The following is a 25,032-nucleotide window of genomic DNA, read 5'->3' as shown; positions in this document are numbered from 1 at the left end:
CAAGAATCAGACACACATTCTGCTACTTAACCCTGGTATTCACTCATCGATGCGCTGTAGCGTGGCCACAAGTGAATACCTCATCGACATGTGGAGGGGCTGATCGAAAGCGTGCGCATAAGTGCCGGGGCACCATCGATAAGACACGGTAATTCGTCGATAAGACACGGTAAACCATCGATGAGTTAAGAAAAGTCATCGATAAGTGCCCCCCGCCCCGCAAACTCCTAGAACCCCGCGTAGGTGCAAGAACCCAGATGGCAGTGAGATATCTCCGATCCGTCCAATACAAGAACTTTCCGCGTTAGCTGGTAGAATGCGTGACGCAAACGAAGTTCATTCGATCTTTTACAGGCGACATCGATGATCGCCGCTATTTCTAGGAGTAAGAAACCTATGGCCAACAGCAAGGCTGTTGAATTTTTCTTTGATGAGGATTTCGGTATTACCGAGGCCGTTGCCACCATCGACAATGGTGATTTCGGCACCCGCACCATTCGCTTTGAAACGGGCCAGCTGGCTCGTCAGGCCGATGGTTCGGTGACCACCTACTTGGACGAGGAGACCATGCTCCTGTCCACCGTCACCGCTTCCAACCAGCCCCGCGAGGGCTTTGATTTCTTCCCGCTGACCGTCGACGTTGAAGAGCGTATGTACGCTGCGGGCAAGATTCCGGGTTCGTTCTTCCGCCGTGAGGGCCGCCCGTCTACCGATGCCATCCTGGCATGTCGTCTGATCGACCGTCCGCTGCGTCCGACCTTCGTCAAGGGCCTGCGCAACGAGGTACAGGTTGTTGTCACCGTCATGTCCTGGGATCCGAAGGACCGTTACGACGTTGTCGCAATCAACGGCGCGTCAGCTGCAACTCAGCTTTCCGGGCTGCCGGTCTCCGGCGCTGTCGGTGGCGTCCGCATCGCGCTCGTTGCTGATGACAAGCACCCAGAGGGTGCATGGGTCGCTTTCCCGACCGAGGAGCAGCACGAGCAGGCTCTGTTCGAGATGGTCGTCGCTGGCCGTATCGTCACCCGCAAGCGTCGCGGCAAGAACGTCGAAGATGTCGCCATCATGATGGTGGAGGCTGGAGCAGGGGAGACCGTCGTCAAGCGTATTGCTGACGGTGCACCGGCGCCGACCGAGGACATCGTCGCCGCTGGCCTCGAGGCAGCAAAGCCGCACATCAAGGTTCTGTGTGAGGCACAGAAGGGTCTGGCTGAGCGCGCAGCGAAGGAAACGCAGGAGTTCCCGCTGTTCCCGGCATACAGCGATGAGATTTTTGACGCCGTCGAGAAGAAGTCCGCTAAGAAGCTGGCCAAGCTGCTCACCATCCCGGGTAAGCAGGAACGAGATGACGCCACCAATGAGTACATGGAGGACGTCGAGGGGCAGCTGCTGGAGCGCTTCGTATCCGATGATGTCGACGAGCAATCTGCGACCAAGCAGATTCGCGCTGCATACAACGCAGTGATGAAGCAGATTGTCCGTGAGAAGATTCTGGCTGAGGGCTTCCGCATCGATGGTCGCGGTGTCACCGACATTCGTGACCTGGGCGTTGAGGTCGGTCTGATTCCGCGTGCCCACGGCTCTTCGCTGTTTGAGCGCGGCGAGACCCAGATTCTGGGTGTCACCACTTTGGACATGCTGAAGATGGAGCAGCAGATTGACTCGCTGACTCCTGTTACCTCCAAGCGCTACATCCACCACTACAACTTCCCGCCGTACTCCACCGGCGAGACCGGTCGTGTTGGCTCTCCGAAGCGCCGCGAGATTGGTCACGGGGCACTGGCTGAGCGCGCTCTGCTGCCGGTCGTGCCGTCCCGCGAGGAATTCCCGTACACCATTCGCCAGGTCTCCGAGGCTCTTGGATCCAATGGTTCGACCTCCATGGGCTCGGTCTGTGCTTCGACTCTGTCGCTGTACAACGCCGGTGTGCCGCTGAAGGCTCCGGTTGCCGGTATCGCCATGGGCCTGGTTTCCGGCGAGGTTGACGGTGAGAACCGCTTCGTCGCACTGACCGATATTCTCGGTGCCGAAGACGCATTCGGTGACATGGACTTCAAGGTCGCTGGTACTGCGGACTTCATTACCGCACTGCAGCTGGACACCAAGCTCGACGGTATTCCGTCGAAGGTTCTGGCCGATGCTCTGTCCCAGGCTCGTGATGCACGTCTGGCCATCCTGTCCACCATGGCTGAGGTCATCGAGTCTCCGGACGAGATGAGTGGTCTCGCTCCGAAGATCACCACCGTTAAGGTTCCGGCTTCGAAGATCGGTGAGCTCATCGGTCCGAAGGGCAAGACCATCAACGGCATCACCGAGGAAACCGGTGCTGATATCTCTATCGAGGACGACGGCACCGTATTTGTCTCGGCAACTTCCGGTAAGGCCGCGGACGCTGCAATCGAGCAGATTAATGCGATTGCTAACCCGCAGCTGCCGAAGGTCGGCGAACGCTACCTGGGCACTGTCGTGAAGACTGTCGCTTTCGGTGCTTTCGTCTCCCTGACTCCGGGCCGTGACGGTCTGATCCACATCTCCAAGCTCGGTGGCGACAAGCGCATCGAGAAGGTCGAGGATGTCATCAATGTCGGCGACAAGATTCAGGTCGAAATCGCTGATATCGACAACCGCGGTAAGATCTCGCTGGTTCCGGTCGAAGACAACTAATGCTTGGCGACGGAGGACGCGCTGTAGGTAGCCTCCGACAACGCGTGTAGCGATGGCGCGGTTAGGTCACAAATTGACCTAACCGCGCTTTTGTTTTGGGTTAATCTCGGGTTTCGAACGGATTAATTTTCGAACCCACGTGGAAGGTGATTTGCGCATGCAACTTGTCGCGCACGATCATGAATTCATTGACATTGCGGCCGGTGACTATGTCGCAAGTATTTCCCAGTTCGGTGGTGGTCCGAGATCACTGGAGTACTGTGGCCTGCCACTGCTGACTGACTATCCCAAAGGGTTCAATCCACCGTTGTCCGCAGGTACGCTCCTGGCTCCGTGGCCGAACAGGGTCGCTGACGGAGTATTCATCTTTGATGGGGAAGTACATCGGCTAGATATTTCGGAGCCGTCCCGGGCGAATGCTATTCACGGGTTTGTTGCAGATCGCGTTTGGTCTGTGGTCGATTCTGATGACAGCAGCGTCACCTTGGGCGTGGAAGTTGAGCCGCAGCCGGGCTGGCCTTGGGAACTCGGTCTGACCGTGCGTTGGCAAGTCACAGCCTCAGATGGCCTATCGGCGGAGTTCACAGTGCATAATCGCAGCGATAGGGAGTGCCCGTTTGGTCTGGGCTGGCATCCTTACTTAAGCGCTTTGGGCGCTGATTTCGACAGTTGCACACTGCGGTTGCCCGTTGATAAAAACCTGCCACTGGAGCCAATTCGAAACTTGCCCGCCGGCCCAGCGGTGCCAGCGGAGACAGTGGTTCCCAGCCTTCGAGAGGGGGTATCCCTGGATGGACTGTGGCTGGATCACTGCTTCTTTGCTGCCGCGGAGGCAGCGGGGAGTGACTCGCCGCGCCGTCGTGAAGCGCATTTGGTTGGGCCAAATGGCAAGGGTGCTGTGCTCTGGGCCGATGATGAATTCAGGTTCTTCCAGGTCTATGTTGCGGACGCCGGACGACGAGAAGGATTTCCTGGGCACGGGAATGCGATTGCGGTGGAGCCAATGACATGTCCGCCGGATGCGCTACGCTCCGGTACCGGTTTGCTGCGAGTTCAGGCTGGAGAGACAACAACTCTTGCCATGGGGCTGCGCGCGGAAACGGGTGGAAAATAGTTTTCCCAGCGCAGAAGAGTACAGCCCCCTCAATGGAAATCCCGGGCCGGGAGCAAGCCGCCTAGTTTAGGCGGTATTCCCCCCGGTCTTGGGGGGCTACTGTAATGCAATCTTCTTCCGCTGCGGCTTGAGCAGCGTGGTGAGGAAGATTAGTACCACGGCAAATCCCGCGGCGGTAAACATCGCAATGCTATAGCCACGAATCACGTCGTCGGCGGCAGGAGCTGCTGCACCAGTGCTGGACAGGCCAGCGGCAATAACAGCTGACAGTGCCACAAACAGTGCAGTACCGACAGCGCCGGCAACCTGCTGCAGCGTGTTCATAATTGCTGAGCCATCCGGGTAGAGGCGCTTCGGAAGATCACCAAGACCGAATGTAAACAGCGGAGTAAACAGCAGCCCCAGGCCAATCTCAAGGACGATGTGGCAGGCGACAATCCACCACAGCGGAGTCGATGCTGAGATGAAGCCGAGCCCGAAAAGACCGAGGGCAAGGACAACGGAGCCGGGAATTGCCAGTGGGCGCGGACCATAGCTGTCAAAGAGCCGACCGACAGCCGGTCCCATAAGGCCCATAACCAGTGGACCAGGCATCACAATCAAACCAATAGTCTTGACGTCGACACCTCGCAGATTGAGGTAGAGCGGCAAAATGATGATCACACCGAACATCAGCATGAAACCAATGGTCAGAATGATTGTGGACAGCCTAAAGCTCTTTGTGCGGAAGGTTCGAAGATCCAGCAGAGCTCGGTTGTGCGGTGCCAAACGGCGCTGGCGCATGATGAAGAATACCAACAGCACGATGCCGACTACGCACAGGATTCCGTCGATAAGCGAAAACTCTGCGCCTACGCGGCTCAGCGCGTACACCAGCGGGCCGAATGCACCGGCACTGAGGAACACCGAGAGGATATCGATGGGCTTCGCGGAGTTTTCCTCAATATTGGGAACGAGAATGACACCCACTACCAGCACAATTAGGCCGAGCGGCAACATCGTGTCGAAAAGCGCATGCCAATTGTTATTTGCGATCTCCAGAATGAGACCGGAGATGGTCGGTCCGATAGCAGGCGCGACAGCGATGACCACGCTCATTCGTCCCATCATGCGCCCGCGCTCATGCTCCGGTACTACGTTGAGCACCGTGGTCATCAGCAGCGGCAGCAGCACTGCGGTACCGGACGCTTGGACAATGCGTGCGAGCAGAACGATCGCGAAGTTTGGCGCGAAAGCACCGATGAGAGTGCCCACGACGAATAGTCCTTGACTGACCGCGAAAAGAATGCGGAACGGCACTGCCGAAATGAGAAATCCAGTGACCGGAATGACAACTGCCATGGTCAGTAGGAACGATGTTGTCAGCCAGCCTGCGGTAGCTGCGCTGATTCCGAGGTCCGCCTTGACGACGGGAATTGCGACGCTCATGACCGTCTCGTTCAAGATAGCCATGAATGCCGCAGCTAGTAGCACGTAAATGGCCATATAAGCACTTTTGGGCGCATCGGCCTGTGGTGCCTCCGAACTTGGGCTGAGTTCGGAATCTTCAGATTCAGAAACCAAGTGAAGTCTCTTTCTATATATCGGTACAGAAATAGGTGATTGTCGAAGATATTGAATCTTAGCGCAACAAAAACCCCGTCGTAAGTCGACAAAAAGGCAAAGCGGACGGGGGCATTGGCACACAAGTTGGCCAACACATTCTAAGGTAAGGGAGAAAGATAAACCCGTTGGGAAAGGACAATAGCTGTGAGCAATATCAAGGTCGGCGTACTTGGCGCCAAGGGCAAGGTAGGGTCCACCATCTGCGAGGCAGTTGAAGCCGCCGACGATTTGGAGCTGGCAGCGGGTCTCGACTCTGGCGATGACCTGAATGAACTTGTCACCGCTGGTGTGCAGACCATTGTTGACTTTACTCAGCCCGACGCTGTGATGGGCAATCTTGAGTTCTGCGTTAAGAATGGCATCAACGCTGTCGTGGGTACTACGGGCTTTACTAAGGAGCGCCTCGATCAGGTGCAGCGCTGGCTTGACGACGCCGCCGGTGAGGCCAATGTTCTTATTGCACCGAACTTCGCAATCTCCGCGGTACTGACCATGAAAATGGCGGAGCTAGCCGCTCCGTACTTCGATTCCGCTGAAGTTATCGAAATGCACCACCCTTTTAAGAAGGATGCCCCCTCGGGCACCGCTATCCACACTGCTGAGGCTATTGCTCGTGCTCGCAAGGAAGCCGGCATGGGGGAGCAGCCGGACGCCACTGAGCAAACTCTCGATGGTGCTCGCGGTGCTGAGGTCGAGGGCATTCCGGTGCACGCAGTCCGTATGACCGGTTCGGTGGCTCACGAGACCGTTATCTTCGGTGCAGAAGGGCAGTCGCTCACCATCAAGCAGGACTCCTACTCGCGCACCAGCTTCGTACCAGGCGTTCTGCTGGGTGTGCGCAAGATTGAGGATTTTCCGGGCCTGACTGTGGGACTGGAGCCATTCCTGGGACTTTAATGGCCGGGAGTTAACTGAAAATGTCTGAAAATGTCACTCTCAAGGCGCAGCTAATCGCCGCGACCAACTTCTTCCCGCCGGAGGACATCGACTTTGATAGCGATGCCGATGGTGGGGAAGCATTGATTGAGTTCTCCGGCAGGGCTTGTTATGAAACGTGGGACAAGCCCAATCCACGAACGGCGACGAATAGGGGATATCTGCGACATGTGCTTGAGGTAGGCCACACCTCACTTTTTGAACACGCAAGTGCAAGCATCTATGTTCGTGGGCTGTCGCGCTCGTGTGCACATGAACTCACACGGCACCGCCACTTTTCCTTTTCGCAGTTGTCGCAGCGGTTTGTGCCGGCCAGTTCCAACAATGTTGTGGTTCCTCCCGCAATTGCGGAGGACCCGGATCTGTTGCGAGTTTTCGAAAGCGCGGTTGATCAGTCCCGTTTCGCCTATGGTGAGTTATTAGACGCACTGGAAGAGAAGTGGGCCGACGAGCCCAACGCTATCTTGCGGCGAAAGCAGGCACGCCAGGCAGCCCGGGCGGTTTTGCCCAATGCCACCGAAACTCGAATCGTGGTTACTGGTAATTTCCGGTCTTGGCGCCACTTCATTTCGATGCGTGCGACTGAGCATGCCGATGCTGAAATTCGGGAGTTGGCAGTGGCTTGCCTGCGGGAGCTGCAGCGCTGTGCTCCTGTTGCTTTTGGGGATTTTGAGATTAACACTCTGAAGGATGGGTCGGTCGTCGCGTCGAGTCCTTACGCCTTCGAGGGGTAATCGCACGTACAGTGTGAAGATATAGTCGATTGAGATTTTTAAGAAAAGGTAGTCAACAATGAGCACAGGAATTGCGTCAACTCGCGGTGCTGACATTTTCGGCACCGTCGCCGTAGCTATGGTGACCCCTTTTGATAAGGACGGAAACCTCGATGTCAAGGCGGGTGTGCAGCTCGCTGGTCATCTTGTAGACGGTGGCTGCGATGCACTCATTCTGGCCGGTACTACCGGCGAGTCGCCTACTACGACGGTTGAGGAAAAGCTTGAGCTTCTCCGAGCTGTCCGTGCAGAGATGGGTGACGAGGTTAAGCTCGTGGCCGGTGCCGGCACCAATGACACGGCCGGGTCCATCGAGCTGGCAAAGGCTTCTGTGGAGGCGGGCGCGGATGCGCTGCTCGTCGTCACGCCGTATTACTCCAAACCGTCCCAGGAGGGGCTGTACCGTCACTTTACGGCAGTGGCTGACGCAACCGAGGCGCCGGTGTGTTTGTATGACATTCCGCCGCGTTCGGTTATTCCGATTGAAGTTGATACCATTTACCGGTTGGCGGAGCACCCGAGAATCCAGGCTGTTAAGGACGCCAAGGGGGATTTGGGAGCTGCCGCCGGCATTATCGCTAATACTGATTTGGCGTGGTACTCCGGTGACGATGTGCTGAACCTTCCGTGGCTGTCTATTGGCGCCACCGGGTTTATTTCCGTTATTGGACATGCAGCCCCGCAGCTGCTGGCTGAGGTGCGCTCTTGCTTTGACAAGGGAGACCTTGCTGGTGCGCAGGCTGCCCACGCGAAGATGACTCCGCTGTTTGCCGCTCAGGCTGCACTTGGCGGTGTAAGTTTTGCTAAATCCGCTCTGCGTCTGCAGGGCATTGAGATAGGAGATCCACGCTTGCCGCAAATTGCAGCAAATGACCAGCAGCTTGAGATGCTTGAAGAAGCTATGCGGAAGGCGGGTGTTCTGTAGTGGCTGAAGGACGCAATCGCGCCCGCAAGGTAACTCGTAAGGCTGGTCCGCCTTCCGAGTCCGACGTGGCTGCAGCAGAGCAGTCCAATAACTCTGCATCCAAGGGCTCCGACAAGGGTGGAGCTAAATCCAACGGCTCGAAGTCCTCGCAGCGTTCCGGTGAGCGTAAGAACTCCGGTAACGCTAAGAAGTCCCAAGGTTCTTCGAATTCTTCCAACCGCGGTTCCCGCGGTGGTCGCGGCGGCCGTGGAGGTAACCGCGGAAATAGTTCGAGGGGTGGCCGTGGCGGACGCGGTGGCAACCGTCGTAACGTAGTCCAGTCGATGCAGGGTGCAGACTTGACGCAGCGTCTTCCTGCACCGCCGAAGGCCCCCAAGGACGGCCTGCGCGTGGTCGCACTGGGCGGTATTTCCGAAATCGGTCGCAATATGACCGTGTTGGAGTACAAGAACCGCCTGATCATCGTCGACTGCGGCGTGCTGTTCCCGAGCTCGGATGAGCCGGGTGTTGACCTGATCCTGCCTGACTTCTCCTACATGGAAGACAAGTGGGATCGCGTGGAAGCTCTCGTGGTCACCCACGGTCACGAGGACCACATCGGTGCTATCCCTTGGTTGCTCAAGCAGCGCGCGGACATCCCGATTATTGCTTCTCGCTTTACCCTGGCACTGATTCAGGCCAAGACACAGGAGCACCGTCAGCGCCCGAAGGTCATCGAGGTCAACGACACCAGCCACATTCAGCGTGGTCCGTTCGATCTGCGTTTCTTCAATGTCAACCACTCGATTCCGGAGTGCCTTGGCATCGTCATTAAGACCGGAGCTGGCATGGTCGTCCACACCGGTGACGTGAAGATGGACCAGACCCCGCCGGACGGGAAGCCGACTGACCTGCCGGCGCTGAGCCGCTACGGTGATGAGGGAATCGACCTCTTCTTGTGTGAGTCCACCAACGCTACGATTCCGGGCTTCTCGGGATCCGAGGCGGAATTGGCTCCAACTCTGCGCCGTCTGATTATGGATGCCAAGCAGCGCGTTATCGTCGCGGCCTTCGCATCGAATGTCTATCGCGTGCAGGCGGTCATCGACGCAGCTGTTAAGGCTGGCCGCAAGGTTGCCTTCAACGGTCGCTCTATGATTCGCAACATGCGCATCGCGCAGGAATTGGGGCTGCTGACCGCTCCGGAAAATACCATTGTGGAGATGAACGAGGCCGCTCGCATGGCGCCCCACAAGGTCGTGCTGGTGACTACCGGTACGCAGGGTGAGCCAATGGCTGCGCTGTCTCGCATGGCCCGCCGTGAGCACCGTCAGATCACCGTCCGTGATGGCGACCTGATTATCCTCAGTTCTTCGCTGGTACCCGGTAACGAAGAGGCAGTCTTCGGCGTTATCAACATGCTGGCCCAAATTGGTGCCACGGTTATCACCGGTAAGGATGCGAAGGTTCACACCTCCGGTCACGGCTTTGCCGGCGAGCTGCTGTTCCTCTACAACGCAGCTCGTCCGTCGAACGTCATGCCGATTCACGGTGAGTGGCGCCACCTCCGTGCCAACAAGGAGCTGGCTGTGTCCACTGGCGTGAAGCCAGAGAACGTTGTCCTGGCTCAGAACGGTGTGGTAGTCGACCTCGTTGATGGCCGCGCTCGTGTAGTTGGCCAGGTTCCGGTCGGTAACCTCTACGTCGATGGCGTCACCATGGGTGACGTCGACGCTGACGTGCTGGCAGACCGTGCTGAAATGCGTGAAGGTGGTCTTATCACCGTCACAGCCGTCATTGATAACCGCACTGGCCGCCCGTTGGAGAAGCCACGGGCTCAGGCTCGCGGTTACTCGGACGACGCCAAGGAAGTGCTCGAAACCGTCGAGCAGGTCGTTGACGATACTCTCTTTGACCTGGCTGGCAGTGGCGAGAACAACCCGTACCGTATGGCTCAGGAAGTTCGTCGCCGCACCGAGCGTGTCATTAACCAGAAGTGGCGTCGCAGCCCGATGGTTGTTCCGACAATCGTGCCGATGTCCTCTGAGGCAGCCGAAGAGGTTACCGATGAGGAAATCCAGGAGTCGCGCGAAAGTATCTAAATTTCTAGAGCGTCTTTTAGCGTAAGAGCCCGCATCCACCTACAACCGTGTGGATGCGGGCTTCTCCGTGCCTGGTCTAGGCTGGAGCTATGACTTTTGCTGAACGGGAACGTGAAGACCTAGCTAATCTACTGCTCAGCGTCGGCCCCGACGCCCCGACCTTGTGCGAGGGGTGGACGACCCGGGATCTTGCCAACCACCTGTACATTCGCGAAAACCGTCTGGATGCCGCTGGCGGGATGTTCGTCAAGGCGCTTTCGGACCGCCTCGATGCTGTTACCGCTGAGGTCAATCGAATGCCCTACGTCGAAGTGGTGGGGAAGTGGGGTAGTGGTGCTCCGCGATGGAATCCAATGAACTGGGCAGACCGCTACGTCAACGCTGCGGAGAACTTCGTCCATCACGAGGATGTCCGTCGTGCCCAGGAAGGCTGGACCGTTCGTCAGCTGCCACCCTCCGGAGTTTCGGACCTGTGGCGTCTGGTCACTACTGCCGGCCGTATGATGTTGCGCGGTTCGACCTCGACCGTGGTGCTAATGCGTGACGACGGAGTTGCGGTGACCCTAATCGACAACAGTGCTAAAGGTGCTCCAGTTGTGACTGTCCACGGAAGCGTCGGGGAACTGGTGCTGTGGCTCTATGGCCGTGACGAGGTACGCGTCACCATCGACGGCGACGAATCGGGCATCAAGCGCAACAGTCTTTAAAACCACGTTCTCAGTTCTGGGTGGTCGCGACAGCACGCCTGGTAAACAATGACACGCGTGTGACTAATGTGAAAACGATCCGGTGTTAGCTGTAAGGTAATGGTCATGTCTGCGACCAGCCGAACCAGAACTGACAATCGTCGTGGATCTTCCCGCTCTGCGGAGACAGATGCCACGCGGCGATACCCCGTGCACAGCGCCACGGAGGAATTCGAGCGCACTCCTAGCGCCATGTCGTTCGTGGGCAATAGCTTGGCCAGCGCCTGGACTGAAACTGCCCGCGGCGTGGCCGGTCTTGCCCGGCGGGTCAGCGGTCGCAAAAATAAGCGAAACGAAGAGGAGAATATGGCGCGGCGCGAAAGTGACGCCGATTTTTCGACGAAGCCCCGTAGGAAGCGTCGTAAAGCAGCTAGCGGCTATGACGATGTAATTGAACCGCCGGCACCGGCCTCCGTGCCAGCTGACGAGTTCGACGCAGATTTCGAGGAGGGTGGTGAACCGGGCTCGAAGGATGGCCTGGCACTACTCGTGCTGGCGTTGGCAATTGTGCTCGCTGGTTCGACATGGTTCCACCTGGCAGGGCCAGTGGGGGAGTTCATTGAAACGGCAGTGCGCACGCTCATTGGTATCGGCGCTTTTGTACTTCCGGTGCTGCTCGGTGTTGTTTCCGTATTGATGATGCTGGATGCGATGCCGCGTCGTGAACGTCTGACACCTACCATTACTGGAGCTTCGCTGATTGTGGTGGGTCTGCTCGCAATTGTGCATATCGGCTCTGGTCGTCCTGCGGACTGGCAGGGGCGACGTGCAGCTGGTGGCGCAATCGGTGGTTATATCGGTTCGCCGCTAGCAGCCGGGTTTACCTCGTGGGTCGCCGTCGTTTTGTTGCTGGGCATCGTTTTTTACGGCGCTCTGGTGCTCTCTGGCGCGACGGTGCGTCAACTTATCGATGCCACTAAGGAGTACTTCAACTTTTCCGAATGGTCTTCGCGTCGTGCCGGCGACGAGCCGGAATCGGACGATCCCTACGGCAATGTCGATGACATGCTGGAACGTCGTGCGAGCTGGGATTCGGATACCGCATATGCCGATGAGGACTTTGACCAGCCGACGCAGCTAATCGAGCGTCGCCCAAGCCACAGCGGCCGCACGCATCATTCCTCGTCGCGTTCGACCGATCGCTCTGCTTACCGAGCTCCTCGCCGTGGCGCGGATAGCCGTATGTCTGCACCCGAACCCGCGCCTTACGACGAACCGGATGCTGACGGTAATCTCTACGATCTTTTGGACGAAGAGCCGCAGAGGACTCGACAGGCTCCGCGACCTGCCCGTCAGGTTGAGGATGTCGACTACGATTCGGCAAAGACCACAGTGTTTGATGTCCGGCATGGGGCACAGCACTCCAACCGAGTCTCCCCGGTGGAGCCGGCGTTTCCGGCGGCTGAGTACGTGGAGGAAACTCAGTCGGATGCTGTGCATCGGGACACCGCCGAAACGGAATCGACTATTCCGGCTGTCGGGGGCACGAACTGCCACGCTGCCGACGAAGAGTATGACGAGTACTCCGAGTACCCGACGCAGGAGGCTGCTGCAGCGAGCAGCAGCGAACGCAATCGTGTTTCCGCTTCCCGAGCTCCGAAACAGCCCGTTCAGTCTGAGACCGTAGCGCCGGAGAGTGCCCCGCAGGGCGAGTCGTCTGTCGACGATTCGCGGGATGCGGTTTCTGAGGCTACGCGCCGCACCATGGATGCCATTGCCGCTCGTTCTGGCATCGATGCCTCTAAGATTCCGGCCACAACTCCGAAGTCTGAATTGGAAAAGGACGCCGAGGGTACGTCCGCTTCGTCGGCATGCACGCCGGAGTCTGACTACCACCTGCCATCGACTAACTTGTTGATCCCAGGTGAGCGCCCCAAGACACGTACGGCGACGAACGACCGCATGATTGAAGCGATTACTGAGGTATTCGCAGAATTCAAGGTCGACGCTGCGGTGACTGGTTTCTCTCGCGGTCCGACGGTGACTCGCTACGAGGTCGAGCTTGGCCCGGGCGTGAAGGTCTCGAAGATCACGAACCTCCAGTCCAACATTGCCTATGCGGTAGCGACCGACAATGTCCGCCTACTGACTCCGATTCCGGGCAAGTCAGCCGTTGGTATCGAGGTACCGAACAACGACCGTGAGATGGTTCGGCTTGCCGACGTACTCAACGCGCCCAAAACCGTTGCGAACGATGACCCGATGCTGATTGGCCTCGGTAAGGATATTGAGGGCGAGTTCATCTCGCACTCTATCCAGAAGATGCCGCACCTTCTCGTTGCCGGTTCGACCGGTTCGGGTAAGTCCGCGTTCGTAAACTCGATGTTGGTGTCGCTGCTGACGCGTGCAACCCCGGAGGATGTCCGACTGATTCTGGTGGACCCGAAGATGGTCGAGCTGACTCCCTACGAGGGGATTCCTCACCTGATTACGCCAATCATCACTCAGCCGAAGAAGGCCGCGGCGGCTCTGCAGTGGCTGGTTGAAGAGATGGAACAGCGGTACATGGACATGAAGGCCGCCCGCGTCCGTCACATCAAGGACTTCAACCGTAAGGTCAAGTCCGGTGAGATTACGACGCCACTTGGCTCGGAACGCGAGTACCGTCCGTACCCGTACATTGTCTGTGTCGTCGACGAGCTGGCAGACCTGATGATGACCGCACCCCGCGATATCGAAGATGCGATTGTGCGCATCACGCAGAAGGCCCGTGCCGCCGGTATCCACTTGGTGTTGGCTACGCAGCGTCCGTCTGTGGATGTGGTCACCGGTTTGATTAAGACGAACGTGCCATCGCGATTGGCATTCGCTACCTCGTCACTCACGGACTCCCGCGTCATTCTTGACCAGGGAGGTGCTGAAAAACTCATTGGTATGGGCGATGGCCTGTTCATCCCACAGGGTGCAGGCAAGCCGCGACGTCTACAGGGTGCCTTCGTCACGGACGAGGAGATTCAGGCCGTAGTCGATGCAGCTAAGGCACAGGCCGAGCCGGATTACACCGAGGGTGTCACAGAGGATAAGAGCGCTGAGGCTGAGCGCAACATTGACCCCGATATTGGAGATGACCTGGAAGATTTGCTTCAGGCAGTCGAGCTGGTGGTCACCGCACAGCACGGGTCGACCTCGATGTTGCAGCGCAAGATGCGAGTCGGCTTTGCCAAGGCTGGTCGACTGATGGACCTGATGGAAACTCGCGGAGTGGTCGGGCCATCAGAGGGCTCTAAGGCACGTGAGGTCCTGGTCAAGCCAGAGGAGCTCGAAACCATTAAGTGGATGATCAAGGGCGCAAATCCGGAGGACGCTCCTAAGGAAGAAGTAAACGTAGTCGACGCTGATCCGAATCAGTCTATGGCGTAGGACGACCCAGCCTCACCGCCGTTTCTGATTGCGTGTATAGTCGGCACACGTGGAGGGGAGTATCCCCGGTAGAAGCGGATGTTTTTCCGCTAGCCCGTGACGGTTATCGTCAGCACGGATTGGACGCACAGACTCGCTTTGTGCAGATTCAATCCCGGTGCCGTCACTTTTGTCACTTTGGCAGAAGCAGGAGAGACCTCCGGTTCATGTTCGCACGACCGGAGGTCTTTTTTTAATATGCATGTCCCCGCATTGGTATGGATCATCACCATTGTGGTCGTCATGGGTTTTATCGCCTTTGACTTCTATGCACACGTTCGCACGCCGCATAACCCAACTATGAAGGAAGCCGGCGGCTGGACCGCTTTCTACGTAGTCTTGGCATTAATTTTTGGCGGAATGGTGTGGTTGTTGTGGGATCACCACCGAGGCATTGAGTTTCTATCGGGCTATATCACTGAAAAGGCGCTCAGCGTAGACAACCTGTTTGTCTTTGCGCTCATCATCGGTGCGTTTAAGATTCCACGCCAGTACCAGCAAAAGGTTTTGCTGTTCGGTATTGCGATGGCGCTGGTATTCCGAGGCCTGTTCATTTGGGCTGGTGCGGCCGTTATTGCCAAGTGGTCTGACGTTTTCTACCTGTTTGCAATCTTCCTGATTTACACGGCTATCAAGACGGTGTACGACGAAGCCGTCGATAAGCCGGAACCCGATCCGTCGGATATGAAGCTGATTCAATGGCTGCGTCGAATTGTCCCGATTTCGGATCATTACAACAAGGACAAGCTGACCGTTAAGGAAAACGGCAAGCGTTACTTGACGCCACTTGCCATCGCGCTGGTGTCCATCGGTTTTATCGACGTGATGTTTGCGTTTGACTCTATCCCGGCTATCTACGGCCTGACGGATGAGGCATACATCGTCTTTACTGCAAATGCCCTGGCTCTCATGGGTTTGCGTCAGATGTACTTCTTGCTTGACGGTCTGCTGGATCGGTTGGTGTACCTGGCTTATGGTCTGGGTGTCATCCTGGCCTTCATTGGCGTGAAGTTGCTATTGCACGCACTGCATGAAAACAACCTGCCGTTTATTAACGGCGGTGAGAACGTGTCGGTGCCTGAAGTATCGACCTGGGTGTCGCTGGCGGTGATCGTCATCGTGCTGGTGGTGACTGTCCTGGCATCGTGGCTCAAGATTAAGCGTGATGAAAACATGGGTGCGATTGCCCTTCCGCGTGTTCACCACGATGATCATGGAAACGACGATGACCTTGGCTCTCACGCTTCCTCTACCTCTGTCGGTGGGAGGTCAGCGTCGGCCGGAAACGAAACTAACGGTTCGCACACCGGTAAGAACGAGCCTGGGCATTAATCGAACACGATTGTGAGATAAGGTAACAACTGTGACTGCTCCAAGTGCTGATACAAGCCGTGTTTCCAACTGGAACTTGCCCAATTTCCTGACCGTGCTTCGCATCCTCGGAGTGCCGGTATTCCTGTGGGTACTTCTTCAGGAGGGCGGCGAAGCCACCAATTGGCGCTGGTGGTCGTTTGTCGTCTTCGCGCTTCTGATGGCGACTGACAAGTTGGACGGGCACCTCGCACGCAGCCGTAATCTCATTACCGACTTTGGCAAGATTGCCGATCCGATTGCCGATAAGGCGCTGATGCTGGCCGCGCTGATCGGTATGAATATCATCGAGATTCTGCCGTGGTGGGTGACTGTCATCATCGTGATTCGCGAAGGTGGCATCACCATCTGGCGTATGTTCGCACTGCGTCAGGGGCGTGTTGTTCCGGCTTCTCGGGGCGGCAAGATAAAGACGGTCCTGCAGTCTGTAGCAGTGGGGCTATTCCTGATGCCAGTAAACTGGTTGTTCTGGCCGTCCTGGATTGTGATGATTGCCGCGATTGTCGTCACCGTCGGTACCGGAATCCAGTACATTGTGGATGCGCGTAAGGTCTCGTAGAGGAATTAAGTGGAGGTTAAAGCTGTGAACACAGTCGACCACCTCGCCCAGAGTGACGAAAACGCTGACGCTGTCGACGGCGTTTCGCTTCAACTCGTCCAAGCGCTTACCTCTCGCGGAGAGACTTTTGCAGCCGCAGAATCACTTACCGCAGGTCTTCTCTGCGCCACTGTCGCCTCCGTACCGGGAGCCTCCGCCGTTCTGCGCGGTGGCGTGGTCACCTACGCCACTGACACAAAGGCGTTGCTTGCCGACGTGCCAAAGGATGTTTTGGCCGCATATGGCCCCGTGTCCGAGTTGACGGCCCGGTATATGGCACTTGGAGTGGCGAATAAGACAGTGGCGGACTGGGGGATTTCGCTAACTGGCGTTGCTGGTCCAGCGATGCAGGATGGGCACCCAGTAGGTGAAGTCTGGTGTGGTCTGAAACCGCCGGGGGTTTCAGACCTTGATGGGGTAACCGCTGTTAGGTTGCCGGTGAATAAAGAGGGTTCGCGCGCGGAGATTCGTCGTCAAGCAGTGGTATTGGCGTTAGAACTGTTGTTGCAGAATCTCGACGGTGAGTAGAATTTTTGAAAATTGGGAACAGGTCGGCCTTCTAAAGCGTTAGACAAAGTGATGACCAACAATACTGCACTTATGACCATTCGCTACCCAGAGGTAGATAGCGCTGCTGCTTTGGAGGCTTCCATGGATGCCACAGCACCGTCGGCGCGGGTGGCTGTAGCGGAGCAGCCTGGATCGGTTGCAAAGTTAACGGCACAGGATTTGGCGGAACGGGGAGAATCCCGTGAGCCACTCCTGCGAGAGGCACTGGGGGAGACGCTGCGTGATATCCGTTCGCGCAGTGGACAGACGCTCCGTGAGCTTTCTGAAAATGCGGCTATTAGCCCTGGTTATTTGTCTGAGCTTGAGCGTGGACGGAAAGAAGTCTCATCTGAGCTGCTGGCGTCGGTATGCGCGGCGCTTGGTGTGACGGTGTCGGATTTGATGATGGAAGCGGCCACAGCGATGGCCCTGCATTCGGCGAGCCCAGAATTGGCAGCGATGTAGAAATTGGTTGCGGCGGTGGAATTTCATTCCATTGCTCCGGTACTTAGCACCCGAAGACGCTCGGCTTTAGTTAAGATTGGGTGCGCGATAAGCACAGACCTGCTTTGAGGTAGTTGCAATAAGAAAGGTGTATGGGACGCTATGGCTAATCCATTTGTAAAGCTGTGGAATTACTTGATGGCCGCTTTTGATTCCAAGATTGAGGAAAACGCTGATCCGAAGGTGCAGATTCAGCAGGCTATCGAGGATGCCCAGCGGCAGCACCAGGAACTATCGCAGCAGGCAGCGGCGGTGATTGGTAATCAGCGCCAGCTGGAAATGCGTCTTAACCGTCAGCTCGCTGAGATTGAGAAGCTGCAGGGGAACACTCGTCAGGCATTGCAGCTCGCTGACAAGGCTCGTGCTGAGGGGGATACTGCCAAGGCTACGGAGTATGAGAACGCAGCTGAGGCTTTCGCAGCTCAGTTGGTTACTGCTGAGCAGTCGGTAGAAGATTTGAAGGCTCTGCACGATCAGTCGCTGCAGCAGGCAGCTCAGGCTAAGAAGGCCGTCGAGCGTAATTCCATGCAGCTGCAGCAGAAGGTCGCAGAGCGCGCAAAGCTCCTCAGCCAGCTGGAGCAAGCAAAGATGCAGGAGAAAGTCTCTGAGTCCCTGCAGTCGATGAATCAGATTTCTTCGGGGGCTACACCTAATCTGGATCAGGTTCGTGACAAGATTGAGCGTCGTTACGCTAACGCTCTTGGTCAGGCCGAGCTAGCTCAGAACTCGGTTCAGGGGCGTATGGCTGAGGTAGAGGCCGCAGGCGTTCAGCTTGCTGGGCACTCTCGCCTGGAGCAAATCCGCGCAGAAATGAACGGTGGCAACGAGCTCTCTGGTGGCGAGGCTCAGAAGTCCATCGAGGGAAGCGCTGCCTCCAACGTTGACCCTGCTGTTGCTGAGCGCATGCGCCAGCTGCGTGAGGGCAATTAATTCTCCTACTCACCTTCACCACGTGCGATTAGCGAATCACCCATTGCCTTCGAGCGATTAATGGTTCGGATGACCACAGGTACGCCGAAGGCAATGATTGAGCCGGCAGCCCCTCGTGCTTTTCGAGCCTCCAGTACCTCGGCAGCGGCCATAACCTGAAGCGGAATCATACGCAGCGTCAGCGATAGTGCGAGCGCGATGGTGTCGACTGGTAGGCCGAAACGGGCGAACGGCTGCATCGCAGTGGTCAAAGTATCCATGATGTCGCTGACGCGGGTCGTCAGCGTTAGCAATATTGCCGCTGCGATTGCGGCGAGAAGCGCGAGGAAGGTCGTCAGCGCTTGCTCACCCCCGGCGCGCCACCACAGGAGAAGCGAAAGCAGCGCCAAAATGATTACGGCTCCACGGAGCTGTCGGAAAGCAACCATTGGTGGCACCTTGGCCACCGCATAAGCGAGGGTGACAATTGCCAGGGCAATCGCCCCGCCTAGCCAGGTATCCACGAGAATCCCGGTGAGCAATAAAAATGCGATGACAATGATGAGTTTGGGGGCCGTCGGGAGCCTGTGCACAGGCGACTTATGGTTTAGGTAAAGCCCTAACGGGACATCGGCTGGATGAATCATGAGCGGCCTTCTTCCGCACGAGTCATATCGCTGACGTATCGGTCAATAACTTCCTTCGGCGCACCGTCGTCGACGATTTCTCCTGCGCTTACACGGATAACTCGGTCGAAGTCCATAAGAAAATCCAGATCATGAGTGACCACGATAATTTGCTGCTCAAGCTGGGCGAAAATACTCCGAATGTGGAGACGATTGCGCAAGTCGAGGAGCGTAGTGGGCTCATCGGCAATAATGGTCGTGGGATTAAGAATTAACACTGCCGCCAGCGCCAGTAGCTGTTTTTGTCCACCCGAGAGCAAGTGTGGCGAGGCGTCAGCATGATCGGCAAGCCCAAACCGCTCGAGGGCTTCCTGCACCAGCTGGTTGCGCTCATCCTTTGGTAGTTTTCGCTTGCGTAGTGAAAAGGCAATGTCCTCTGCGACTGTAGGCATCACAATTTGATTATCCGCATCAGAAAAGATGAAGCCGACATTCTTGCGAATTGCCTTTGCCTGCTTTGCGACATTCATGCCCTCATACGTGACCGTGCCACCAGTGACCGGGCCCAGGCCGTTAATGAGTCGCACCAGCGTGGACTTACCGCCACCGTTTTCGCCGATAATGCCAATGCGCTTCTCTGTGAGAGTTAGCGTGGTCGGCTTCAGTATCTGGCGTCCCGAATAGGTTGCGGAAGCGCGGTCAAAAGCGATGGTGGGCATAGTGCGACTCGAGACCCTTTCTAACTCTGTGGGGTTAATTGCCCGAGGTGGCTGCTTCCTTAACCAAACGACTTTGCTTACGGTTGGCAGCGTCGGGAAGCAAATCAGGGAAAGCCTGCAGTACGGCAGTAGCAATAAGCGCGGCTACGACAACCTTTGCCACGTCGCCTGGGATAAACGGGACGTTGGTAATCAGTGCGTCGGTGAAGCTAAGTCCCATACGCCAAGCCAATCCGACAGATCCGAAGAAGTACTGTAGTAGAACTCCAACGAGGCCCGCGCCGATGAAGACGCTGATTCGTGAAACTTTCGCCCGTGGTGCTTGCTGGGCAATCGCGCCGATTGCGAAACCTGCAATTAAGTAGCCGACAATGTAGCCCACGGTAGGGCCGGGAAGTGCGGCGAGAAGTGGTTTCCAGCCCGCCATGTTTGGGACGCCCACGAGACCAACAGCCAGGAACAGGGTAGTGGCGAGGCCACCGCGTTTGAATCCGAGAATCATCCCGGCCAGTGCGATGCCCATGTTCTGTAGCACGATTGGCACGCCGAGGCCGCCAACGGGAATGGCAATGCCGCCGAGCACGATGATCAGTGCTGCGAAAGCAGCGATAAGAGTGAGGTCATACACCTTGGAATTATTCACAGCTCTCATCTTAAACCCATGGGTTGAGCACTGTTCAGGCAGGGGAGCGGGGATTAGGTTATGAAAAGAGGGTGGCCAGGTAGGTATCAGTGACAGGTATCTTGTACGTTGGTCTCATGCGATTGGCCGATTTTCACAACTTCGTCAACCACGAATTTGGGCCTCAGCACGGCCCGTGGCTGTTGCATTCCCACGTACTGATGGAATATGGAAAAACTCCCGCGGAATTGCTCGAGGACGGGGTCGAACCTCGGGATATCTGGTGGGCGCTGTGTAGGGAACACGATATTCCCGAAGACCGCTGGTACGGTCCTGACGAATAGGTTCCGGCGTAGACGACGGTGAATGCTTGCCGACGGCTCTTGCGTGTCGTTGCCATTCGAACAGGGTTTCGCATATTATCGAAAGTGCTGATGAAGTCAATCCGTCTGATTCGGTATAACTTCCGGGTGTAACCGGCAGTAGAGGTGTCGCGGACCAATTTGGAACCGGAACGGCTCGTTTCGCGCCTAATTAAGTGTGAGCGAAGTTTCTGTTTTGGATGAAAATCGGGAGACACATTCTCTGAGTACGGCTCCAGAACCCGATACCGTACGCGACAATGACCGCGACAATGACAATGAGGAAGAACAACGAACTATGGCTCGTAAGAAGGCTACGGCTTCGAACCAGGGCAATGATCGCCTGAAGGCGCTCGATGTAGCTCTGGCGAATATTGAGAAGGACTTTGGTAAGGGTGCAGTTATGCGCCTGGGGGACGACAATCGTCCTCCAATTCAGGTTATTCCCTCCGGCAATATCGCTATCGACGTGGCCTTGGGCCTGGGCGGGTTCCCGCGTGGTCGTATCGTAGAAATCTATGGTCCAGAATCCTCGGGTAAGACCACAGTCGCACTGCATGCTATTGCAGAGGCGCAGCGGCAGGGCGGTATTGCCGCATTTATTGATGCGGAGCATGCGCTGGATCCGGTTTATGCGCGCAAGCTTGGAGTAGATACGGACAACCTTCTGGTATCCCAACCAGATACCGGTGAGCAGGCACTTGAGATCACAGATATGTTGGTGCGTTCCGGTGCTATTGACATCATTGTGGTTGACTCGGTGGCCGCGTTGACTCCGAAGGCTGAAATCGACGGTGAAATGGGCGATTCCCACGTTGGTCTGCAGGCGCGGTTGATGAGTCAGGCGCTGCGCAAGATGACGGGTGCGCTGTCCCACACCGGTACCACTGCCATCTTCATTAACCAGCTGCGTGAAAAGATTGGCGTCATGTTCGGCTCTCCTGAGACCACCACGGGTGGTAAAGCACTGAAGTTCTACGCTTCCGTTCGCTGTGACGTACGCCGAATTCAGACGTTGAAGGATGGCCAGGATGCGGTGGGTAACCGCACGCGCTTGAAGGTAGTCAAGAACAAGGTGTCGCCGCCGTTCAAGCAGGCAGAGTTTGACATCATCTACGGCGAGGGCATTTCGCGTGAGGGCTCGTTGATTGACATGGGCGTTGATAACGGCATTGTCAAGAAGTCCGGTTCGTGGTTTACCTACGAGGGCGATCAGTTGGGGCAGGGCAAGGAAAAGGCTCGTATGCACCTGCGCGAGAATCCAGAAATTGCCCAGGAAATCGAAGTCAAGATCAAGAAGAAGCTCGGCGTCGGGGAATTCGCGGAGGTCGAGGACGAGACCGATATCGATGCCCCTGTCGATGTCGTGCCGGACATCGACTTCGATGATTTGGAAGACTAGCTAGCTCGAGGCGTAGTGCCGCGACACACGAAAAGTGAGGACCGTGGAGGATCGTAACGGCCGCGATGTGCGGGAGACTATCGAAAAGCTTGCTCAGCAAATTGCGGAAGCTGACGGTAGTTCGCTCTACGATGCGGGTCGTGAGGAATCCAAGGCCCCGATTCGTGCTAAGGCACTGCGCTTGCTCGATCAGCGAATGCGTTCCCGCAAGGAACTCGTAGAAAGGCTCGAGGCAGTCGAGGAGTTTCCAACCTCGATGATTGAAGAAGTCGTTGATGACCTGACCCGAAGTGGATTGGTCAACGACGAGCTTTTCGCATCCGAATGGGTGCGGCAGCGCTTTGCCAGTCGCGGCAAGTCGAAGATGGTTTTGAACCGGGAGCTGCAGAAAAAGGGCATTGATGCTTCGCTTCGTGCAGATGCGTTGGAGCAGATTACGCACAACGCGGAAGAAGAAGTCGCCCGGAAGCTAGCGGCGAAGAAAGCGGCCACTATTAAAACAGTGGCACCTGACTACAACTCCAAGCAAAAGGATTTACGCAAAGTCGTCGGTGTGCTGGCGCGGCGTGGTTTCCCCTCTGAATTGTCCATGAGCATTGCTCGGGATCAGTTAGAAGAGCGATACCGGGAACTCGAAGAGGACACAGATTAGCGCCGGTGCCACCGCACGCCGGATTAGCACGCCGGCTGCGGACCCGTCAGGTTTAAAGGGATCGCTGATTGGGGAAATGGGCCATAAACAGCTAACCTAAACTGCCGTGACTACCCCTTCTTTGAACTCTCAGCAGCAGTCTTCGCCTCGCACATATGAGGTACGTACGTTCGGTTGTCAGATGAACGTCCATGACTCGGAACGACTGTCTGGCTTGCTGGAAGAAAACGGTTATGTAGCGGCTGCAGAAGGCGATAATCCTGATCTGGTCGTTTTCAACACCTGTGCCGTTCGAGAGAATGCGGACAATCGCCTCTATGGCACGTTGGGACAGCTCAAACCGGTCAAGGATGCTCACCCAGGCATGCAGATTGCCGTCGGTGGCTGCTTGGCCCAGAAGGATAAGGACGTCGTCGTAAAGAAGGCCCCATGGGTGGACGTCGTCTTCGGTACACATAACTTGGGTTCGTTGCCAGCACTGTTGGAACGCGCCGCCCATAATGACCGGGCTGAAGTCGAGATTAAGGATGCTCTGGAAGAATTTCCCTCGGTGCTGCCGGCCAAGCGTGAATCCACTTACGCAGGTTGGGTGAGTATTTCCGTAGGCTGCAATAATACGTGCACCTTCTGCATCGTCCCCAGTTTGCGTGGTAAGGAACGCGATCGTCGTCCGGGCGAGATTCTCGCTGAGGTACAGGCACTCGTGGAGCAGGGCGTTACTGACGTGACTCTCCTCGGTCAGAATGTCAACGCCTATGGCGTTAACTTCGCCGACCCTGACATGGAACGCGACCGCTCGGCTTTTTCCAAGTTGCTGCGCGCCTGCGGCCAGATTGAAGGGTTGAAACGTGTGCGCTTTACGTCTCCGCACCCAGCTGAGTTCACCGATGATGTCATCGACGCTATGGCGGAGACCCCGAATGTGGTTCATCAGCTACACATGCCACTACAGTCCGGTTCCGACCGAGTGCTGAAAGACATGCGCCGTTCCTACCGCACCAAGAAATTCCTGGGAATTCTGGAGAAGGTTAGGGAAAAAATGCCGGACGCGGCCATTACCACTGACATCATTGTCGGTTTTCCAGGCGAGACTGAAGAGGACTTCCAGCAAACTCTCGACGTGGTGGAAAAGGCTCGCTTTAGCTCGGCTTTCACCTTCCAATACTCGCCTCGCCCGGGAACTCCGGCGGCGACCATGACTGATCAGGTTCCACCAGAGGTTGTGAAGGAACGCTATGGTCGTCTGTTAGCGCTTCAAGAGCGTATTTCCGAGGAAGAAAACGCCAAGCTAGTCGGTAGGGAAGTAGAGCTGCTGGTCAGCCAGTCCGATGGCCGTAAAAATGCGGAGACTCATCGCATGTCAGGTCGGAGTCGGGATGGCCGCCTGGTGCACTTCAGCCCGTCGGAAAGCGAACCAGGCGTCGTCGACCGTAAGATTCGCCCAGGTGATTACGTGACAGTGCGCGTGACCGACTCCGCACCGCACTTCCTCATTGCTGACTCCGGTGTGCTCACACACCGCCGCACAAAGGCGGGGGATAATGTAGAGGTCGGTCAGACACCGACGACCGCTCCGATTGGAGTTGGTCTGGGCTTGCCAAAGATTGGGCGCCCGGAGAAAACGAGTGTAAGTGAGGGATGCGGCTGTGAGTAGTGACAAGGCTTCGCCGGAAAGTGATATGGAATCCACTAGCGAGCAGTCGGTGGAATCCGCGCAGGCGTTGCGGGTTCAGGAGCGCAAGGCCGCTGGCGAGCTGGATCTCGGCCGTGCGGTGATTCCGATGATGGTTGCCGTCATCGGCCTCATCACGAGTTTCTTCCTTCCGCACTCTGGCGTCGTTTTGGGCTTTGATGTGTTGCTGGATACGGATGTTGCGCATCAGTACTTCACGACTCGACCGGAGCGAATTTACTCCATTCTCGTGGTGGTAGGTGTCTTGCTAGCTATTGCCACGCTGATTACGCGGACGACGATTCTCGCATTCGTCACCTGGTTTTTTGCCTGTATTCAGATGGTCTACTCAGTCTTTGCTGGCTGGATGCGTCAGTCTCGTCCACAGGAACTGGCCGGCGAGGGTATTTCCTTCGGCCTGATGCTCGGTATTTTCTGCAGTTTTCTACTGGCCATCTCCGTGACTTTCATCGCTTTCCGACGTAGTAAGGAGCAGCTCGCAATCGCGACGAAACGTCGCAAGCACGCTGACACCGATCCGGTACTGCGCGCGCAGCAGGTTTACCTGCGGGCGGGCCTGACACCGAATACGACTACGGATGTTGAGGTCGTCGACGACCGCCGTGAACGTGCTCGCCGACGCAATCGTGGCCAGCAGGGAAGTAGTACGGACAATGTCTCTCAGCAGACCGGCGAACAGGACGAACAGGTCAGCGACGAGTAGTGAGACTTTTTCACTAGCGCAGTAAGTAAAGGGGCTCTCTTCCACTGAACTAGCCCCCGAAAGTTGGACTGGTTTAACT

22 protein-coding genes are annotated in these 25,032 nt (G+C 56.7%); 18 read left to right on the top strand and 4 right to left on the bottom strand.

The features are described from left to right. Positions 1-396: 396 nt before the first annotated feature. Both HMPREF2857_RS05590 and HMPREF2857_RS05585 read left to right on the top strand, forming a co-directional pair. Positions 397-2,664, top strand: coding sequence for a polyribonucleotide nucleotidyltransferase (locus HMPREF2857_RS05590; protein ID WP_070643071.1), 2,268 nt, complete (start codon positions 397-399; stop codon positions 2,662-2,664). Between the two features lie 157 nt (positions 2,665-2,821). Beyond that, positions 2,822-3,778, top strand: a complete 957-nt coding sequence (locus tag HMPREF2857_RS05585; RefSeq protein ID WP_070643069.1) for an aldose 1-epimerase family protein — start codon at positions 2,822-2,824, stop codon at positions 3,776-3,778. Positions 3,779-3,874: 96 nt separating this feature from the next. Here the strand turns inward: HMPREF2857_RS05585 and HMPREF2857_RS05580 are convergent, their stop codons facing one another. After that, positions 3,875-5,263: an MDR family MFS transporter gene (locus HMPREF2857_RS05580; protein WP_246819623.1), complete on the bottom strand. Its 1,389-nt coding sequence runs from the start codon at positions 5,261-5,263 to the stop codon at positions 3,875-3,877. Between the two features lie 264 nt (positions 5,264-5,527). Between HMPREF2857_RS05580 and dapB the strand changes: the two genes are divergently transcribed. The 11 genes from dapB to HMPREF2857_RS05525 all read left to right on the top strand — a co-directional run bounded on the left by dapB (position 5,528) and on the right by HMPREF2857_RS05525 (position 18,195). Then, positions 5,528-6,280 (top strand): 4-hydroxy-tetrahydrodipicolinate reductase, encoded by a 753-nt coding sequence (gene dapB / locus HMPREF2857_RS05575; RefSeq protein WP_070643066.1) that lies wholly within the window; start codon positions 5,528-5,530, stop codon positions 6,278-6,280. A 20-nt stretch (positions 6,281-6,300) separates the two neighbouring features. Then, entirely contained in the window at positions 6,301-7,053 is a 753-nt protein-coding gene (gene thyX / locus HMPREF2857_RS05570) for an FAD-dependent thymidylate synthase (protein ID WP_016422599.1), read from the top strand. Positions 7,054-7,111: 58 nt separating this feature from the next. After that, positions 7,112-8,017 carry a 4-hydroxy-tetrahydrodipicolinate synthase gene (gene dapA, locus HMPREF2857_RS05565; protein WP_070643065.1) on the top strand — a complete coding sequence of 302 codons (906 nt, stop codon included), beginning with the start codon at positions 7,112-7,114 and terminating at the stop codon, positions 8,015-8,017. Next, positions 8,017-10,098 (top strand): ribonuclease J, encoded by a 2,082-nt coding sequence (locus HMPREF2857_RS05560; RefSeq protein WP_049170842.1) that lies wholly within the window; start codon positions 8,017-8,019, stop codon positions 10,096-10,098. Before dapA ends, HMPREF2857_RS05560 begins: the two co-directional genes overlap by 1 nt. 89 nt (positions 10,099-10,187) lie before the next feature. Beyond that, the gene (locus HMPREF2857_RS05555) at positions 10,188-10,805 is read left to right on the top strand and encodes a TIGR03085 family metal-binding protein (protein WP_070602471.1); all 618 of its coding nucleotides are present in this window, start codon (positions 10,188-10,190) and stop codon (positions 10,803-10,805) included. Positions 10,806-10,904: 99 nt separating this feature from the next. Continuing rightward, the gene (locus HMPREF2857_RS05550) at positions 10,905-14,204 is read left to right on the top strand and encodes a DNA translocase FtsK (RefSeq protein ID WP_371441565.1); all 3,300 of its coding nucleotides are present in this window, start codon (positions 10,905-10,907) and stop codon (positions 14,202-14,204) included. 237 nt (positions 14,205-14,441) lie between these two features. Beyond that, positions 14,442-15,575, top strand: coding sequence for a TerC family protein (locus HMPREF2857_RS05545; RefSeq protein WP_070643064.1), 1,134 nt, complete (start codon positions 14,442-14,444; stop codon positions 15,573-15,575). Positions 15,576-15,606: 31 nt separating this feature from the next. Beyond that, a complete protein-coding gene (gene pgsA, locus HMPREF2857_RS05540; RefSeq protein ID WP_070643063.1) occupies positions 15,607-16,173 on the top strand; it encodes a CDP-diacylglycerol--glycerol-3-phosphate 3-phosphatidyltransferase in 567 nt (188 codons plus the stop codon). 24 nt (positions 16,174-16,197) lie between these two features. Continuing rightward, a complete protein-coding gene (locus tag HMPREF2857_RS05535) occupies positions 16,198-16,740 on the top strand; it encodes a CinA family protein (RefSeq protein ID WP_070643072.1) in 543 nt (180 codons plus the stop codon). Between the two features lie 51 nt (positions 16,741-16,791). Continuing rightward, a complete protein-coding gene (locus HMPREF2857_RS05530) occupies positions 16,792-17,226 on the top strand; it encodes a helix-turn-helix domain-containing protein (protein ID WP_048733491.1) in 435 nt (144 codons plus the stop codon). A 141-nt stretch (positions 17,227-17,367) separates the two neighbouring features. Continuing rightward, positions 17,368-18,195, top strand: a complete 828-nt coding sequence (locus HMPREF2857_RS05525) for a PspA/IM30 family protein (RefSeq protein WP_005509356.1) — start codon at positions 17,368-17,370, stop codon at positions 18,193-18,195. Positions 18,196-18,200: 5 nt separating this feature from the next. Here HMPREF2857_RS05525 and HMPREF2857_RS05520 read toward each other — a convergent pair whose 3' ends face one another. From HMPREF2857_RS05520 to HMPREF2857_RS05510, 3 genes are read right to left on the bottom strand one after another with little or no spacing between them, the layout of a single operon-like run. Next, the gene (locus tag HMPREF2857_RS05520; protein ID WP_069358739.1) at positions 18,201-18,821 is read right to left on the bottom strand and encodes an energy-coupling factor transporter transmembrane component T family protein; all 621 of its coding nucleotides are present in this window, start codon (positions 18,819-18,821) and stop codon (positions 18,201-18,203) included. Continuing rightward, entirely contained in the window at positions 18,818-19,519 is a 702-nt protein-coding gene (locus HMPREF2857_RS05515) for an energy-coupling factor ABC transporter ATP-binding protein (RefSeq protein ID WP_049170859.1), read from the bottom strand. Before HMPREF2857_RS05515 ends, HMPREF2857_RS05520 begins: the two co-directional genes overlap by 4 nt. Positions 19,520-19,553: 34 nt before the next feature. Next, positions 19,554-20,171, bottom strand: a complete 618-nt coding sequence (locus HMPREF2857_RS05510) for a biotin transporter BioY (RefSeq protein ID WP_049170862.1) — start codon at positions 20,169-20,171, stop codon at positions 19,554-19,556. A gap of 80 nt (positions 20,172-20,251) precedes the next feature. On the opposite strand from HMPREF2857_RS05510, the gene HMPREF2857_RS05505 reads away from it, so the two are divergent. The 5 genes from HMPREF2857_RS05505 (at position 20,252) to HMPREF2857_RS05485 (ending at position 24,953) form a co-directional block, all read left to right on the top strand. Next, a complete protein-coding gene (locus HMPREF2857_RS05505) occupies positions 20,252-20,485 on the top strand; it encodes a DUF3046 domain-containing protein (RefSeq protein ID WP_005509697.1) in 234 nt (77 codons plus the stop codon). A gap of 316 nt (positions 20,486-20,801) precedes the next feature. Beyond that, positions 20,802-21,905, top strand: a complete 1,104-nt coding sequence (gene recA / locus HMPREF2857_RS05500; RefSeq protein ID WP_049170952.1) for a recombinase RecA — start codon at positions 20,802-20,804, stop codon at positions 21,903-21,905. A 43-nt stretch (positions 21,906-21,948) separates the two neighbouring features. Next, positions 21,949-22,557 (top strand): regulatory protein RecX, encoded by a 609-nt coding sequence (locus HMPREF2857_RS05495; RefSeq protein WP_070643061.1) that lies wholly within the window; start codon positions 21,949-21,951, stop codon positions 22,555-22,557. A 106-nt stretch (positions 22,558-22,663) separates the two neighbouring features. Further along, positions 22,664-24,211: a tRNA (N6-isopentenyl adenosine(37)-C2)-methylthiotransferase MiaB gene (gene miaB, locus HMPREF2857_RS05490; protein WP_070643058.1), complete on the top strand. Its 1,548-nt coding sequence runs from the start codon at positions 22,664-22,666 to the stop codon at positions 24,209-24,211. Beyond that, entirely contained in the window at positions 24,204-24,953 is a 750-nt protein-coding gene (locus HMPREF2857_RS05485; protein ID WP_246819621.1) for an Rv2732c family membrane protein, read from the top strand. The genes miaB and HMPREF2857_RS05485 overlap by 8 nt, the downstream gene beginning before the upstream one ends. Positions 24,954-25,032: the final 79 nt, after the last annotated feature.

This window comes from Corynebacterium sp. HMSC076C10, from assembly GCF_001812455.1.
Lineage (GTDB): Bacteria > Actinomycetota > Actinomycetes > Mycobacteriales > Mycobacteriaceae > Corynebacterium > Corynebacterium jeikeium_D.
The sequence above is the reverse complement of the archived record's forward strand: the minus strand, read 5'-3'. Positions and strand labels throughout refer to the sequence as shown.

Bases quoted from the DNA above. Each gene is read 5' to 3' on its own strand.
- HMPREF2857_RS05590 (WP_070643071.1), top strand. From the start codon at position 397: ATGGCCAACAGCAAGGCTGTTGAATTTTTCTTTGATGAGGATTTCGGT.
- HMPREF2857_RS05585 (WP_070643069.1), top strand. From the start codon at position 2,822: ATGCAACTTGTCGCGCACGATCATGAATTCATTGACATTGCGGCCGGT.
- HMPREF2857_RS05580 (WP_246819623.1), bottom strand. From the start codon at position 5,263: ATGGCCATTTACGTGCTACTAGCTGCGGCATTCATGGCTATCTTGAAC.
- thyX (WP_016422599.1), top strand. From the start codon at position 6,301: ATGTCTGAAAATGTCACTCTCAAGGCGCAGCTAATCGCCGCGACCAAC.
- dapA (WP_070643065.1), top strand. From the start codon at position 7,112: ATGAGCACAGGAATTGCGTCAACTCGCGGTGCTGACATTTTCGGCACC.
- HMPREF2857_RS05555 (WP_070602471.1), top strand. From the start codon at position 10,188: ATGACTTTTGCTGAACGGGAACGTGAAGACCTAGCTAATCTACTGCTC.
- HMPREF2857_RS05550 (WP_371441565.1), top strand. From the start codon at position 10,905: ATGGTCATGTCTGCGACCAGCCGAACCAGAACTGACAATCGTCGTGGA.
- HMPREF2857_RS05545 (WP_070643064.1), top strand. From the start codon at position 14,442: ATGCATGTCCCCGCATTGGTATGGATCATCACCATTGTGGTCGTCATG.
- HMPREF2857_RS05530 (WP_048733491.1), top strand. From the start codon at position 16,792: ATGACCAACAATACTGCACTTATGACCATTCGCTACCCAGAGGTAGAT.
- HMPREF2857_RS05525 (WP_005509356.1), top strand. From the start codon at position 17,368: ATGGCTAATCCATTTGTAAAGCTGTGGAATTACTTGATGGCCGCTTTT.
- HMPREF2857_RS05520 (WP_069358739.1), bottom strand. From the start codon at position 18,821: ATGATTCATCCAGCCGATGTCCCGTTAGGGCTTTACCTAAACCATAAG.
- HMPREF2857_RS05515 (WP_049170859.1), bottom strand. From the start codon at position 19,519: ATGCCCACCATCGCTTTTGACCGCGCTTCCGCAACCTATTCGGGACGC.
- HMPREF2857_RS05510 (WP_049170862.1), bottom strand. From the start codon at position 20,171: ATGAGAGCTGTGAATAATTCCAAGGTGTATGACCTCACTCTTATCGCT.
- recA (WP_049170952.1), top strand. From the start codon at position 20,802: ATGGCTCGTAAGAAGGCTACGGCTTCGAACCAGGGCAATGATCGCCTG.